This window comes from Paenibacillus piri (genome assembly GCF_004354045.1).
GTDB lineage: Bacteria > Bacillota > Bacilli > Paenibacillales > NBRC-103111 > Paenibacillus_S > Paenibacillus_S piri.
Genome location: NZ_SMRT01000037.1, coordinates 1 through 15,260, shown reverse-complemented (window position 1 = coordinate 15,260; position 15,260 = coordinate 1). Strand labels below are relative to the sequence as shown.

Annotated in this window: 15 protein-coding genes; 1 reads left to right on the top strand and 14 read right to left on the bottom strand. The window is 44.7% G+C overall.

Going from position 1 to position 15,260, the window contains the following annotated elements:
- Nucleotides 1-339: 339 nt before the first annotated feature.
- The 12 genes from E1757_RS34720 to E1757_RS34665 form a co-directional block, all read right to left on the bottom strand.
- Nucleotides 340-2,616: an ATP-binding cassette domain-containing protein gene (locus E1757_RS34720; RefSeq protein ID WP_133236928.1), complete on the bottom strand. Its 2,277-nt coding sequence runs from the start codon at nt 2,614-2,616 to the stop codon at nt 340-342.
- A 142-nt stretch (nt 2,617-2,758) separates the two neighbouring features.
- On the bottom strand, nt 2,759-3,313 hold the full coding sequence (locus tag E1757_RS34715; RefSeq protein ID WP_133236926.1) for a dihydrofolate reductase family protein: 555 nt from the start codon (nt 3,311-3,313) through the stop codon (nt 2,759-2,761).
- A gap of 312 nt (nt 3,314-3,625) precedes the next feature.
- Complete coding sequence (locus tag E1757_RS34710) at nt 3,626-3,961, bottom strand: Imm8 family immunity protein (protein ID WP_133236924.1); 336 nt, start codon at nt 3,959-3,961, stop codon at nt 3,626-3,628.
- Nucleotides 3,962-4,127: 166 nt separating this feature from the next.
- A complete protein-coding gene (locus tag E1757_RS36805) occupies nt 4,128-6,155 on the bottom strand; it encodes a DUF3888 domain-containing protein (protein WP_246079724.1) in 2,028 nt (675 codons plus the stop codon).
- 246 nt (nt 6,156-6,401) lie between these two features.
- On the bottom strand, nt 6,402-6,665 hold the full coding sequence (locus E1757_RS34700; protein WP_246079723.1) for an IS110 family transposase: 264 nt from the start codon (nt 6,663-6,665) through the stop codon (nt 6,402-6,404).
- 194 nt (nt 6,666-6,859) lie between these two features.
- Entirely contained in the window at nt 6,860-7,315 is a 456-nt protein-coding gene (locus E1757_RS34695) for an NUDIX hydrolase (RefSeq protein ID WP_133236922.1), read from the bottom strand.
- 260 nt (nt 7,316-7,575) lie between these two features.
- Nucleotides 7,576-8,499 (bottom strand): sugar phosphate isomerase/epimerase family protein, encoded by a 924-nt coding sequence (locus E1757_RS34690; protein ID WP_133236920.1) that lies wholly within the window; start codon nt 8,497-8,499, stop codon nt 7,576-7,578.
- Complete coding sequence (locus tag E1757_RS34685; protein WP_246079722.1) at nt 8,496-9,098, bottom strand: hypothetical protein; 603 nt, start codon at nt 9,096-9,098, stop codon at nt 8,496-8,498. The genes E1757_RS34690 and E1757_RS34685 overlap by 4 nt, the downstream gene beginning before the upstream one ends.
- A gap of 206 nt (nt 9,099-9,304) precedes the next feature.
- Nucleotides 9,305-10,102, bottom strand: a complete 798-nt coding sequence (locus E1757_RS34680; protein WP_133236918.1) for a class I SAM-dependent methyltransferase — start codon at nt 10,100-10,102, stop codon at nt 9,305-9,307.
- A gap of 245 nt (nt 10,103-10,347) precedes the next feature.
- Nucleotides 10,348-10,938: a TetR/AcrR family transcriptional regulator gene (locus E1757_RS34675; RefSeq protein WP_133236916.1), complete on the bottom strand. Its 591-nt coding sequence runs from the start codon at nt 10,936-10,938 to the stop codon at nt 10,348-10,350.
- Nucleotides 10,939-10,997: 59 nt separating this feature from the next.
- Nucleotides 10,998-12,050, bottom strand: coding sequence for an alpha/beta fold hydrolase (locus E1757_RS34670; RefSeq protein ID WP_133236914.1), 1,053 nt, complete (start codon nt 12,048-12,050; stop codon nt 10,998-11,000).
- Between the two features lie 211 nt (nt 12,051-12,261).
- A complete protein-coding gene (locus E1757_RS34665) occupies nt 12,262-12,846 on the bottom strand; it encodes an NmrA family NAD(P)-binding protein (RefSeq protein WP_165972426.1) in 585 nt (194 codons plus the stop codon).
- Nucleotides 12,847-12,912: 66 nt separating this feature from the next.
- Here E1757_RS34665 and E1757_RS34660 point away from each other — a divergent pair, with 66 nt between their 5' ends.
- Nucleotides 12,913-13,200 (top strand): winged helix-turn-helix transcriptional regulator, encoded by a 288-nt coding sequence (locus E1757_RS34660; RefSeq protein ID WP_281282573.1) that lies wholly within the window; start codon nt 12,913-12,915, stop codon nt 13,198-13,200.
- Between the two features lie 169 nt (nt 13,201-13,369).
- Here the strand turns inward: E1757_RS34660 and E1757_RS34655 are convergent, their stop codons facing one another.
- Nucleotides 13,370-13,834, bottom strand: coding sequence for a VOC family protein (locus E1757_RS34655; RefSeq protein WP_165972425.1), 465 nt, complete (start codon nt 13,832-13,834; stop codon nt 13,370-13,372).
- Between the two features lie 281 nt (nt 13,835-14,115).
- Nucleotides 14,116-15,117, bottom strand: a complete 1,002-nt coding sequence (locus tag E1757_RS34650; RefSeq protein ID WP_133236908.1) for a hypothetical protein — start codon at nt 15,115-15,117, stop codon at nt 14,116-14,118.
- Between the last annotated feature and the right edge of the window lie 143 nt (nt 15,118-15,260).

Genomic DNA, 15,260 nt, shown 5'->3' with positions numbered 1-15,260 from the left:
GTGTATTTTCTTGACGTCGGCACATTATGTTGGTACATTCTTGTCGCAAAAAAAACGACAAGAAACTCCCTAGAAAAAAAACCTTGATTTAACAAGGTTTCTTTTCAGGTACTATCTTGTCGTTGTACTGTTGAGGGGCGTAAACGCATTTAAATGTAAAAACATACACCAAAAGACAGCGGTCTCCGCTGTCTTTTGGTGTATACTCATTGAGCAAATCTGCCCGTTAGCGTAACGCAGTTGGCGATCGATGCCGGCAGCCGCGTCTTAGTTGTTTATTCAGCTATCGTTCCCGAATGCGTAATCGATCCTCGATCGGGTCCGTTACAACGTACCCCGTCAGAAAGACGCTCCTTGGCCGGTTTCTGCCTTGCGTAAATACACCCCCGTTATCGAATGTTCGGCAGTAGCAAGCTGGACAGGGGTGCCTTCGAATACAATTCGGCCACCCCGGTGACCGCCCTCAGGACCCATGTCAATGATCCAGTCTGCGCTCTTGATCACATCCAGGTTGTGTTCGATGACCACCACCGTGTTGCCCCCGTCGACCAAGCGGTTCATAATGTCCATCATACGAGAGATATCGGACATATGTAGTCCAGTTGTCGGCTCGTCCATTACATAGAGACTGCCTTCCTTGTGAAGTTCCCCGGCCAATTTGATGCGTTGGCATTCTCCGCCCGACAAGGTGCTCAGAGGCTGGCCCAGCGTCACGTATCCGAGTCCCACATCCTCCAGCGTCTCCAATTGACGGAGCAGCTCCTTCCCGCTGAAGAACTCTGAAGCTTCCCGTACCGTCATGGCGAGGACGTCGCTGATGGATTTTCCGTTCAGCCTATACTCTAGCACTTCATCGCTGAACCGCCTGCCCGCGCAAATTTCACAAGTCGTCCTTATTGGCTCGAGAAAGGCCAAATCCGTGTATATCATCCCGAGACCCTGACAGTTGGAACAGGCTCCTTTGGAGTTGAAGCTGAACAACGATGCGCTCACCTTGTTGGCGGCTGCGAACAACCGCCGGATCTCGTCCATCATCCCCGTATAAGTGGCCGGATTGGAGCGGATGGATGTGCCCACGGCCGACTGGTCGATGACAATTGCTTCTGGATGCGACGGCAGGAATGCTCCGTTAATCAATGTACTTTTGCCTGAGCCGGCTACCCCCGTTACCACGGTCAGCACACCGACGGGTATATCGACTGTCACATCCTTCAGATTGTGCAGGCTGGCGCCGGCTACGGTCATCCAACCCTTGGGCACCCTGGTTGAAGTTTTCAAGGGTAGACTTTGCTTCAAGTATCGTCCTGTCAAGGTATCCGCGCGGAGCAAGCCCGCAAAGTCGCCTTCGTAGACGATTTCTCCACCGCGGGATCCCGCATGAGGTCCGACATCGATGATGTAATCACCGATCTCCATGACTTCGCGGTCGTGTTCGACGACGAGCACGGTATTCCCTTTGTCCCGGAGCTGGCGCAGCATGCCGTTCAGACGATGGACATCTCGCGGATGCAGCCCGACGCTCGGTTCGTCGAAAATGTAGATCATGTCGGTAAGACTGCTGCTCAGATGACGGACCATCTTGATGCGCTGCGACTCCCCGCCCGACAAGGTTGCGGTCTGTCGGTCCAGACTCAGATACTCCAGCCCGATGGAGACCAGATGATTCAGCCGGGTCAGAATCCCGTCAATCATCGGGCCGGCAACGGGATCCTGAATGGCTTCAATCATACGTATTAGCTCGCCAATCTCCATCGCCGCGCATTGGGCAATGTTGTATCCGTTAATCCGGCAGCCCAAGGCCGCTTGATTAAGCCGGCTTCCCTCGCAAAGGTTACACTCGCTATAGGATAGAAAGCGGTTAAGGGTTTCGCGTTTGCCATCTGACATCTCGCTGCTGTCTCGCTTCAAATACAGGCGGGTGAGTTTGGGCAGCAGACCTTCATAATCCGATTCGATATCGCCGCCTTTGGTTCGGTATACGATCTTGCTTTCTTTGCCGTGGAGGAGGGTATCCCAATCTGCCGGCGTAAAGTCGACGAGCCGCTTGTCGTTGTCGAACAAGCCGGAATGGGTATACGTATTCAAGTACCAGCTTCCCACCTTAAATACGGGGAACAGGATTGCGCCTTCATTCAGCGACTTGAACCTGTCAAGCAGCTTGTCCACATCGAACTGCACCACCTGTCCGACTCCGGAGCATTCCGGGCACATACCGGCCGGGTCGTTAAACGAGAAAACATGCGTATAGCCGGCAAAAGGTTTACCGATTCTGGAGAACAGCAACCGGAGCATCGCATAAATATCCGTGATCGTGCCGACAGTCGAACGGGAGTTGCCGCCGAGCTTTTTCTGATCGATCACAACCGCCGTAGACAAGTTCTCGATGCGATCGGTATCCGGTTGACTAAACCGGGGCAGCCGATTGCGGATGAATGCGGAAAACGTCTCGTTAAGCTGCCGCTGAGCTTCGGCGCTGATGGTGTCGAAAACCAGGGAAGATTTGCCCGAGCCCGAGACGCCGGTGAAGATCGTGATTTTTTGCTTCGGGATGCGGACATTCACGTTTTTAAGGTTATTCTCGCGTGCTCCTTCAATTACGATATCATTGACTTTCATAGCCCCTCCACCTCGGATTTCTATTTTCTAAGCTTTCAGTGTAATGAAAAAGCGGCGATCGAAGACCGGAAAATAAAGTCTTAGACTTGCCGCCGCTGTTAATCTGAAACTAACGATTTTATCATAGGAATGTGCAAAATGATTAGTTCCCATCCAAATGATGAATTAGTTGTACAACACCTGAGGAAAACGTTCTTGTATTAACGATTTTTAAATTCAATCTCTGTTTTATATCCACAAACAGCGGTTTTCCTTCTCCCAAAACAACAGGGTGAACAGATAATCTAAATTCGTCAACAAGTCCTAAATTGATAAAAGTTGTAATAAGACTTGCTCCACCATATAGCCAGATGTCTTTACCAGGCTTATTCTTTAATTCATTTACTTTTTCAAGAATATTATCATTTATGAATATTGCTTTATTATCCGTCCCCTTTTGCGTCCTAGAAAACACATATTTCTTTTTACTATGAACCAATTCCCAGAATTCTCTTTCAGAATCCGCATGTTCAAGTTCCGGAGTAAATTGTCCCCATAAATCATAGCTTTTTCTTCCGTATAAAATGGTATCAATTTGATTTAAAAAATGATTAAACCCCATCTCAGAGTCCATAATGCACCAATCAACTTCACCATTTTTTCCTTCAATAAAACCATCTAAAGTAACCGCTAAATCTAAAATCATTTTTCGTTTCATGAATTGTTACTCCTTTCGTTAATCTACCACCCATTATAAATCTCAAATACGTCACCTATTGTCATATTAATAAAAGAAAGCTCTCCGTCAGAGCGATTCCCTGAAAAGCAATACAGCAATTCTTCTACGCGGGTTCTCATCAATCATTGAAAAAAGTATTAATAGTAATATTCTTTTCAAGAATCTTCCAAACCTTACTTTATTCTGCCGCCAAACATTGTGGTTATTCATTGACTTAATCTGCCCGTTACTTCAATGGCCATTAAAAAGGAGCTGTCCTGGCGCAGCTCCACACTATCGTTTCCCGTTAGCTTAATCCACCTTGCTTATTCTTTCCAATGCTTCTTCAATAATTTCATATTTAATGTTATCGTATTCCCAACTCAAATGGCGGTTAATGGCTAGAACTACTTCTCTCCATGTTGGACGAATCGCATCTCGTAATTCAGCATTTATTCGTTCTTCAATTGCAGCTTGATCAAATGCATGCACTATAAATGTCGCTCGGTCATCAATTACTTGTTCTTCATCAAGCATGGAAAGGTGTCTGTCCGTAGTCATATCACGAAAATAGAAATATTCGACTCCCTCAACTTCCTCCTCTCCAATATAAGCGGCACCACGAGCAAGGAACCCCTTTTGAGCCATCTTTTATTTCCACAATATCAAGATATTTTAGTACGAAGAAATCATAACTTCCTTATGAACAACGGTTTATTTTGAAAGATACATTGAATAGCTAGCACTACTCAACTAACGGGCAATAATGCCGATCTAAATAGAAGTAGGAGGGAGTCAGTTTATTATACTTGCCCTAATGATTGACCGGACTATCAGATATCGTTCCGTCAGGGCTCATAATATATAAGTAAACTTTATTATCTTTAGGATTAACATAAGATATCGAATACATATATAATTCATTATTTTTCCATTCAATATATAGATAAGCTCCAATTTTATTGTTAATCAGACCGTCGTGATCAATAACATGATCAGAATGAGCAGGAAAATAATCTTCACGATTATAACCAGGAACTTTGAAATACTCATATTTCCAATAGATGTCACTTCCATCTTCTGAATCACTATTATGGGCTATCTCAAATTTTTCGATAAATAATGCTTGTACCTCTTCCTTTGTTAAACCCAGCTTTAATTTCTTTTTGATTTCATTCATCTTTTCAATTACAAGTTGATCTCTTTCACTAACTTCTTCAGCGTTAGGAACGGCTGCTACGGTTCCGGTAACAGAATTGCTCATATCAAAAGAATCTCGTTTTCCATCCCATTCCAATGTTACCTTAACAATGTCATCTTTTGTAGGTAATACGATATTATCATCAAACTCATCATATATGATTGTCCCTAGGGCATAGTTAGTTCCTTTATAAAGTTTCGCTGCGTTCCCATAAGTAAAATCTACTTTGCCGATATTTTCGACATCAGAACCTTTATAAGTTAGTATAATCCTGCTGTAAACCTTATTTTTTCCATTTCCGAAGTCCCAAACCGTATCTTCTAATGCAGCAGACCAGAGACTACCTTCACCTTGGTATTTCAAAATATAATCATATTTTATTTCCACTTCATTATTAAAGCTAGCTCCCGATGCAAGCAACCATTTGCCGTTTACCTTTTCTATTTTTACGGTCATTTTGTACGGAAAATCATATTCCGTCGTATTAAATTCAACGACAACAACATTACCCTCTTGGCTGATGATCTTGGCGGTATCGATGAAATACTTTGTTGCCGACCCATGGCCCCCAGTATGCGTGTCAACATAAAGCTGTCCTTTATATTCCTTATAACGGCGACGGGCTCCTTCTCGAGGCGTTAGATAATTATAAAACCACTCAGCGTTATCTTTTGTAAATACATCTTCAACTACTTTTTTCAAATCCGCGATGGATTTGACGTTACTGGTGTCAATATTGGTTGTCCAATTTTCTCCAGTTACAAGAGCGTAATCTTCATCACCGGGTATTGTTTTCGATTCATCGACTTTGAACCATCCGCCCCCGTTAAACATTCCATAGATACCGCTCGCTTTGGGGATGAGCGTATTGAGAATATCTTTTGCTTCGGTTTCCGTAAGATTTGCAGAATCGCTTTCTCCAGTATTCGTAGTTTCGTTTTGATTTCCATTGTTCAAAAGATTTTGGTAATTGGGAAGGAAGTCATCCTTATCGGGTCCTCTAAGATGTTCAAAATTTTTAAGCTCAACTCCGGCCGGCGAGATCCGATATGTAAGTACATCTTCGCCGACAGATATATGAGGACCGACTATTGGTTGAGCATCTATTGTGATTAAAAAATCAAAACCACGGAAATCAGCTACCCTTTCAATACTCTTCACATTTACAGAATCCGGAGAAACAACTGGTGGTATTGAAATTACATCTGAGTATACCTCAGCAAGTTTGTCTTTCATATGCGGAAGTAGAATTAAAACAAGCATATCTTGTAGCTGCAGTTCCCTTGAGTCCTCAAGCGGCTTATTACCGGCTGCATTTGAAGTTTGCTCTGAAAGAGCCTTTTCAGCAACATAGTGAACATCTATTGTATGTTTGTTATCCGTCTCAGGAGAGGCTTGAGTGTATTTTACAAGAGCGCCGCTGCTCTCAGCAAATAAACGAAGAGGTACATATGCTTTGTTATTATAGCTAAGCACCCCTTCACCTTCCTGTAGTTGTACTTCTTTGGAGAGTCCGTTAGCTAGAAAAAAAGTAACTTTACTTGGAAAGATTGTTGCTTCAATTACACTCGAAGCAAATACAGAAGTTGTTGCCATTAATAAGGCACCACACAACACACCTGCAATAAAATGTTTCTTCAAATTCGTCCTCTCCTATTCAAATGTAAATTCTTCTATCCAATTGACGATGCCAATGTACTGCCCGTTGCAAAAAATTATAAATTAAATACCGCCAACATACATGCGATTCAAGGGAATGGAAAGTGTTGCGTTATTCTGCCCTTCCCTCGGAATTAAGGGTTTATCTCACATATACTCACTCATTCGCAGGATTTTAACACCTAGGGTCTGCAGAGTGTTGTTTAGGAGAGAGCCTATCAGACGTAGCTATCCCAATTTTGGGCATACGGTACCGATTATGACGTTCTTTAGATGGTGCTTCTGTTGAATTTCATCGATCCATCGTTCTAATTTCATATAACCGTCAATTGTATTGGAGAAAGAAAGATGCCTCTTGGTAAGTATGATTCCTCGAAAATTTGTTGCTTGTGCTACATGGGTTTCTTTCGCTATATCGATTCCCACAATCAGGTGAGTGGTGGAAATTCGTTCGATCCGTTGATTTTGACCGTCTGATTGTTTAAACTTCATAAAAGTGCGCCTCCTTGATGGTGTTGGGTTAAACCCGTTGACAGACCCATCATACCGAGGCGCTCCTTTTTTGGCAAAGGTGATTTCTTAGCCTTAACAGGAATGTTTAGCGTGGAAACGGCAGCGATCGTCAGGGTCGGCTGCCGCGGTGTCTTTATTCAGCTATCGTTCTTCGATAGCTTAACAAATACATGCTATGTGCGTTTAATAAATTGAACAAATGATTCCAGGGGTTTTATGTTTGGTGGGCTTATTTCCTGCGGCAAATTATCAATATCAAACCATTTAAGCTCTAACGTTTCGTCGGTTTCTGATAATAACTCCCCTGAAAAATCATTACACACATAAATGATTCCGATTAAGTATACTTCATCACCGTTGGGGTATGTGTACATCCTGTCATCGCCTGAAAAGATCCCTAAAAGCTCAAGTTTATTGGCAACTAAGCCTGTTTCCTCAAATAGCTCACGTTTTGCGGCGTCTTCGACTCCTTCACCCATTTCAACACCACCACCATGCAATGCCCAACACAAATTATCTTTTCGCTTCTGCAAAAGCACTTTTCCATCTTTATAAACGAAAACACCTGCCCCCACAGCAATTAACCTGTCATGACCAATTTTTTTCCGTATGTTTTGTATGTATCCCATCGCTATTCCACCATTCGATATTTGTTCCATAATCTTGAACCCAAGCATAGCCTACGACTTTTGGATCCAACAAGCAACACTACATATTCTCTAATTACCTTCATTTATTCAACTCTCCTCCCAGATAGTTCAACGAGACTGCCGTTATTCGCGGCAGCCTCGTGATGACGTTTTGATGCAGCTAACGTTATCCGTTTACGCAATGAATTGCTAAAGACTCCAAATCCATTACTGTTTTCCTTTTCAAGGGATTCTCCGTTTTACCTCACCGTTCGGCTGCCGCCTGCATGCTGTATGTTTAGAAGCCCGTCGACCCAGCTGTAACAGCGCTCCAGTTCCTCTTCATTAATCCGGTCCGACCGATGTTCAAAATGCACCAAGATATCCGGATTTTCCTCCCGTACGATCGCTAGATAGTCCGCGATGGGTGCCCATCCGTTCTCTGGCCTCTGCTCGGGGAAAACTGGCTCGTGCCGCTCCCGTATCTGACCGTCGAACCTTAAGTTCGACAGGTGCAGGAGCTTCACATACCCGGCGAAACGGCGGATGAATCTCCTCCCATCAAAACGAGGATCCATGCGGTCCTGTAAATTTATACGTGCTGTATCCAGGCACAGCCGGACGGCCGGATAACGCCCTAGTAGCTCGTCTAGCATATCTGTATCATAGATATACCGGGTAACCCCGTCGAATTCCAATACCGGCGTAAAATCATATTCCTCTGCCATACCAGACAACCAACGGAACAGCTCCTCACTCTTCTCCGCAAACTCCCTGATCGGATATTGGCTCTCCAGCACATATTCCCGTTCGTCCGCAAACCGCCACGTACTCCAATCCAGCCGGTCATCCAAAATCACCGGCTTTGGATAATGGAACAGCACATACTCCGGCCCTAGCGTCCGAAGAAACTCCAGTTCCTGACGAATACCCTCCAAGGCTTCCGTGCGGACTTTCTCATCCTGTGCCAGGAACAAGGCGTCCCGCATCTGCGAACGGCCGGCCCGCATCGGATAATGGACGCCTACCCGGAAGCCCTTTTGCCGGGATAGCTCAGCCAGAAGGGCGACATCCTCCTCTTTCTCGAACAGACAAGCCTCCATCCCGTAAAAATGCATCCGGAAGTCCCGTTCCGTCTTACTACCATCATATCCGCCATATTGCCCGATTAAAAATCGTTTCATCGAACCCGATCCCACCTTCCATGAACTACCCTCCAAGCTTTTTCTTCAGCTCTCGTTACCCGTTTGCGCAACCATGAGGTTAATGGTTTATCATCCCAAACTTGTACTTCTATGTACCTCTCCGGTCCATCTTTCCCCTGACTATTCCATTCTTGTGGTAATCCGAATTCATTTATTATCTGGCCAATCTCATTTAACGTATACACCTGACCACGATATTTCTTCCCATCTTGATACCTCATGGTTGGAAACAAATCTCCATACGTAAAACTTAGAGTCAGCGAATCGAATTCTGTAATTGGGATACGAAGTACCTTACCTTTCTCAAACCATTCCAAGAGCCACGGACATTCTCCAACAGTCATGTAATGGGGACTACTTCGAATAGGCTCTCCGCCTTTTTGTATAAATAATTCCCTTGCTCTTTTTTCAAGGCTTCGTCGAATAGTAAGATAGTTCATTGATCTTTTACTTGCAAATCCTTTTTTCTGAACCCGAATTTCATTGAGAACTCGTTCAGCTTCTTCAGGTTCTAAATCAGACAAATTACGAAAAGGTCCTACGGACTCATCGAAATAATGGTATAAGAAATCAATCATCCAAGACCCCACTATCTGGTAAAATGTCTAATCCAATCATACCATTTGAACCTGCTTTATTGAACTATACTACTCTTTAGTCCGACAAAAAAACAGCCGATTATTCTCGTCAGCTGTCTTAATGTTTGTATTAAAGTAACGTTCTTCGTTACTTCAATAATCAAGAAGGAACCGCCAGCGGCAAGTTCCTCAATACAGTCCAAAAACTACTTCACTTTAAAAGCAGTAATCACACTTACGGATAGTTCTTCAGTAAACACGCCAGTAGAGTCAATGTCGAATAAAGCAGATCTTAACTCATTTTCAAATCGCTCTAGGTTTTCACCAAAAAGACGTTTTGAAGCACGTGATGTGGAATAGAGATTTCCGATAATAGAATCTACTGTCCACGTGTAGGAATAACTTGGTAAAACTTGTCTTTCCACATTTATAAAACTAGATTTCGCTACGGTGTCCTCGAACCTTTCCATTGGAGGCGTATATGTGGTGTTACCTGCTCTTCTTTCGTTCCCGAGCCAACGTTTTACTATTTCATTTACCTTGAGTTGCCAAAGTAACGGTTCTTGCTTCTCATTATAATTATCAATTATAGCAACACCGCTTTTATCGTCAGAACTTTTATATAGGATTTCAAGGACTGACTCCCTATCCATCCAATGAAACGCCTTTGCAATTAAAATGAGCCGAAATGAACCCCAATCGCTTGACTTTTCTTCCGCCTTGCCATGTAACCATCTAACGTTCTGCACCCTGTTAACGTTGGACAATCGAATTGCTTCATCTATCATCTCGGGTTCCGTATCTACGCCTATTATTTCTTCAAACCAATCATTAAATCTTAGAGCTAGCTGCCCCGTTCCACATCCCAAATCAAGCAAACGACCTTCGCCGTTAAGTGAAAACTTGTTAACCAAAAACCGAACAAGCGACGAAGGATAGAGTGGTCTGTATCGCGAGTAATACCCAGCGGTACCTTTAAATAAATCTGGACCGTAGTCAATCAAGATTTTCAACCTCTTCTCTTTAAAATATTCGGCGTACAAATGGTTACAAAAGAACACCTCATTTTAACCATCAGGAAAGAATTGATCAATACCCCAATTAATATTACTGCCCGTTACTTCAATGAGAATCAAAAAGGAGCTATCCTCGCGGCAGCCCCCCCCCCACTATCGTACCCGTTCAACATCCGGTAAAGAATCACTGTGTGCTATCACTTCAAAAATAGATCTTTCAAGGCTTTCGAAAGTTATTTTATTAATAACCGCAGTAAAAATTCTACGCTCGGCAGCCCATGCTCTTCCTGACCCACTTCCTCCATAATGAGCGAATTGACGGTATAGATGTACCAGGCTATCAGCTTTAACGGCTCCCCCTCGATGAATTGTCCGGCTTGCTGACCTTTGATAAAGATCGGAACCAGCCGATTCAGCAATTCATCGACCGGATTTTGTTCAAGAATCCTCGCGGCTTCCTCCGGGATAACCTCTGAGTTGCGCACCCTATGCATGAACATAAACGCGTACTTGTTGTTCTCGTCGAGCATATCTTCGGTAAATGCTTTGATTTGTTCCAAAGGTGCTCCGGGCAAGTGCTTGGCGTCTCGGAGCTCTTTCGTTGCTTCTGACATTAACTCCTCAACGAGCGAGGTAAACAATTCGTCTTTAGTTTTGAAATACCGGAAAATCAGGCCTTCACTGATGCCGGCTTCCGCAGCGATCACGCTCGTCTTCGTTCCTGCAAATCCGCGACGGGCAAAGATTTTGAGCGCAGCTTGTTTGATCTGCTCTCTGCGTTCGTCGCGGATCTGATTCAATTGCTGTTTGTTTAGTGGCGACAATGGGTCTCATTCTCCGTTCTTAACGTTATATTCCTCATTGTAACATGAAAACTCCGAATTTATCTCTTTTGCGTCTTGTTATTCGTATCGGCTATGAGCGGAAGCACACGATTAAGAAGCTCCTCCAGAAATTGCTCAGCCCGGGCAAAACAAGCAAGGTGGCCGGCATTCCGTATCAAAGTAAATTCTTTATGAGGAGCTTCAATGCCGTCAAAGAACGATTTTGCGAGTGCTGTCGGAGTTACGATGTCTTTGTCCCCATGAAAAATAAAGACGGGCAGCTCAAACCTGAAACCAACCTTGCTGAAGTCAAAAGTCACTAGTGCGTCAAACAGATGATGGAGAGAGAAGCTCATCCCTCTGAAGTAGTCGATGATATCGCTTATTCGATGTTCAGGAGAGGAGAGCATACACGGCAATATGAGATCCATAACCATATTAGGGACGTCTTGGCTGGCTTTAACGAGATATTGATTTCGTTTATCGAAATCTTTTCGATTCCATTTGGAGCGGTCAGGTCCCATTTTCTCTACTAATTGGGCTCCCTTGCTATGGCCGGCCGCTCGGAGGGCGTCTAACGTCAGCCGATAAGCCAGATTCCCGGAATCCGGGGCGTTTTGGTCCGTGCCGACATAGGCATAAAAAAGGTCCGGACGCTGTTTGGCCATCATAATCCCAGTCAAGCTGCCTACAGAACTGCCTAGGAGAATCACTTGTGGCTGATGGAGTTTGTTAATTAGATATTCCGCCAATTCTATTCCGTCTTGAGTGAGAATGTCAAAGCTGATAGTTCCGTATCCGTCTTCTCCGTTCCTGGTAAACGTCTTGCCGGCGCCTCTCTGGTCCCATTGAACAATGGTAAAATACTTCTCCCACGAACGTAATAATGGGCTGAAAATCGAGTAAGTTGAAGCAGGCCCGCCATGGATCACCAATAACACGGGATTATTTCTGTCCTCCCCTCGAATCGTTACCCATTGATCGATACCTCCGATTTTCACATAACGACTTTCAACGATGCTGTTAGGTGATTGGATCTGTAAGAGCTCTGCGTTTTGGCGTTGATTTCGTTTGCGCAGTATCAAATCCATGAGAAGGTTAGTCTTTTTCATGTATTTCATCTCCTTTTGGTTGGTCGAATATATAGAGTGAGTAACTTACTCAACATTAAGATAAAGAAACTTCAGAGCTTTGTCAATGGTTTTTTGTGTCCAGCCATTTGGCATTTAGATTAATAAAAATAAAGAGCAGTTGCCAAGGCAATCTGCTCCTATTTCGTTGAACTATAGTTACCCGATAGCTCAATACCTTGGCTTGAATCCCTTAATGCTCGGGAGCGAACAATAACTCCATTTTTACCTTTCCTATTTTTCCTATCCATTCATTAAAAGTCAACAAACCGGGGTGTAACCTCCGGACTTCGGCAATATCAATTTTAAGTTCCTCATTATTAATAAACTCAAACGTTCTTGCTCCACTTGGACTTATTTGACGAATAGTATCGATTGGAATCTCTACATATGGAATATCTACTCCGATAGCACGTGATATTGCATTCGATATAGCCACCGGAGTCAAAGAATCCCCGGCGATTTCAATTGTTTTGCCTAAGTATCTCTCGGGATTCTCAAAAGCTAATGCTGAAAATGCACCGATATCTTCAACAGCGATTAGTTGCAATTTTATGTTTGATTTTATCGCAGTAGAAAGTTTGCCAGTTTGAAGCCCAAAGAGTGGATCGGAGAAATTATCCATGAACCAAGCCGGACGTAAAATTGTTAGTGGCAAGTCAAGGCTTCGAATGTATTCTTCAATTTCCCATTTACTATAATTTCGTCCACCAATTAATCGATCCGCTCCACTTACCGATGAGTAAACGAAATGGTCTAACTTCGTCTTCGTAGCCAAAATCCGATGATATGTTTAGGGAGAATTCTGTAGGTTGAACACTGAATACCCCATACACGCCTTGCATTGCTTCCAGTAACGAATCTGGACTGTTATGATCGCCTTGCTATATTATTTTTAATAGAAAAAGAAGAAGTGGTCAGATATGGGAAAATAAAGGAATTCTTACCGCCAATCGCACATAAAACACTTAACCAACAGTTAAAAGAATTGGAGGGAGATGGAATTATCCATAGAGAACAATATAATGTCATGCCACCAAAAGTCGAATATACCCTAACTGAGAAAGGTAAATCATTGGTTCCAATGCTTGATTTCATGTTCCAGTGGGGCGAAAAATGGTGTGATAACTGACATACCTCTATCGAACAGTGATCGGGCTTCCAAAGATATCGGAATCCCGATCACCATTGTCACTAAACTGCCCGTTAACGTAACGAAGCTGCCGATCTTGCCGGCAGTCTTGTCGTGGGTGTTTATTCAGCTATCGTATCCCGTTAGCGAAATAGATCTGTTTAATCGATTATGGTTGCCAAACTTCCCATATGTTACCGTCAGGATCAGCGAACGTTATGTTTGGTCCGCTTGTCATCCGTTCTCCTAAAATATTCACTCCGTTTTCTTTGAAACGTTCAAATAGCTCCTCGATCCGCGGAGTAATGAAACATGCCATTGCATGGGGTTTGCCTCTGTCCAATGACCATGAAAAGCGTAATCGACCGCCTTCTTCGTCCGATTTGTGAAGGAACAGAGCGGGTACAACTTGCCTTAAACCAGGTGAAGGCAGGTTTCCATTCCGATCGGGAAAATTTAAAACAGCCGTCACCATCCCAGGCTCAACACGGTCGTTGATTACAGGTTGATACCCTAAATTCTTTTGGTACCATTTAATAGACTCGTAAACATCATTTACTGGTACGTAAATACAGGTTATACCCGTAATGTCTTCCAGTCTTTCTTCCATTTTGACTTCCTCATTTGCCTGCATATCCATTTCCTCCTTCTCAATATCTTAAATCAATAATGATCACAGCAAACACCCAATCCTTACTAATTTTACTACTTATACACATGAATATAAGTCATTTTTTATAATTTTCTCACACTTGTTCATTTGCCTACCTGCCCGTTAGGTGAACGAAGGGGCTGCCGCGCGGCAGCCCCTTCAGAGTTGAACTATTGTCTTCCTTTAACGTATGAGTCATGTGGAAACCATCATACACAGTTTCTTTTTATAGAAAGTAACCCCTGCTAAGTCTTAAATTGCAGCTAGCAAACAGGCGCCTTGGCTTCCCGTTCCAGCAACTCCAGCATCTGCGCAAGCAGCGCGACGCCTTCCGTCTCCGCGTTCTTCGCTTCCTTCAGCAGTTCGATCGCCCGGGTCGCCGCAGCTTCGTCCCCAGGAACACCACCGTGCGGGAACGGGAACATGTCGCGCATGATTGACAGGTTGCCAGCGACGATGGCATACTGCTCTGCCGCTTGACGAGCCAATTGGCGCAGCGATTCTTCGCCCGGCTCCGTTCCGTTGTCCGCCAGCTCTTGCAGGAACTGTACGGCAAATTCGCGCGCATCACAAACTTTGCCCGTATTGACGGCATTGCCGAACGGATTGGCCATCCTCTGCTCCAAGGCGTGTATCCAGGCATCGAACGCAGCCAGGCCGTTGGCGTGTCCTGCGCTCTCCTCCGCCGGGAACTGCTGTACATGCGCATGCTCAAGCGCAAGCTTCAACGCACCCCGTAGCATCGTTCGACGATCGACGGGTTTCGAGTCCATAATCGTCAGCAGATACAGCTCCGTCACCTCGCCGCGGCCCAGCTTCTCATAGGGCATTTCGCTATCGCGGCGAACATCGCGGCATTGCAGCATCCGGGTCTCATCATCGTAACCGTAGATGACGCCCCATTCCGGGATGAACAGGTCCCAGCTTAATGCCGGGATGCCTGCGTCCAGACTCGTCTGGATCATCTCCAGTGCCGTCTCGAGCTCCTCCGGCGTCGGCGAAACATGGTTCTGCCTGCCGGTCGTCCGTACGGTAAAACCCAGATTCCGCAGCGCTTCCGCATGCCGCAGCTGCCAATCGAAAAAGGAATAACTGCCGACCTCGACCTCCTCGCGATCGATGATGATGCGGAACGCATGCGCGGTTAAGCCCATGATGTCCGTGCGGGACAAATCCTTTTTGTCTGTGTACTGCATTAGGCTATAAATGCTCTCGGTATCGGTGTTGCGGCTCCATGTAAAATCGTTTCTTTGACTTCCTGCCACTACTCATCATCCTTCCATGCGATCCGAATGCTCGGGGGCGCCAGCAGCTTTCGCTTCGGCTTGCCGAGTTCCCTTCGCTTCTCGATATACATGCTGACATGGACACGGAGTCTTTCGTGCTGTACCTTCGTTCGGGCGCGGGA

Coding starts and splice junctions, on each gene's coding strand:
- E1757_RS34720 (WP_133236928.1), bottom strand. CDS start 2,616: ATGAAAGTCAATGATATCGTAATTGAAGGAGCACGCGAGAATAACCTT.
- E1757_RS34715 (WP_133236926.1), bottom strand. CDS start 3,313: ATGAAACGAAAAATGATTTTAGATTTAGCGGTTACTTTAGATGGTTTT.
- E1757_RS34710 (WP_133236924.1), bottom strand. CDS start 3,961: ATGGCTCAAAAGGGGTTCCTTGCTCGTGGTGCCGCTTATATTGGAGAG.
- E1757_RS34700 (WP_246079723.1), bottom strand. CDS start 6,665: ATGAAGTTTAAACAATCAGACGGTCAAAATCAACGGATCGAACGAATT.
- E1757_RS34695 (WP_133236922.1), bottom strand. CDS start 7,315: ATGGGATACATACAAAACATACGGAAAAAAATTGGTCATGACAGGTTA.
- E1757_RS34690 (WP_133236920.1), bottom strand. CDS start 8,499: ATGAAACGATTTTTAATCGGGCAATATGGCGGATATGATGGTAGTAAG.
- E1757_RS34685 (WP_246079722.1), bottom strand. CDS start 9,098: ATGATTGATTTCTTATACCATTATTTCGATGAGTCCGTAGGACCTTTT.
- E1757_RS34670 (WP_133236914.1), bottom strand. CDS start 12,050: ATGAAAAAGACTAACCTTCTCATGGATTTGATACTGCGCAAACGAAAT.
- E1757_RS34655 (WP_165972425.1), bottom strand. CDS start 13,834: ATGCAGGCAAATGAGGAAGTCAAAATGGAAGAAAGACTGGAAGACATT.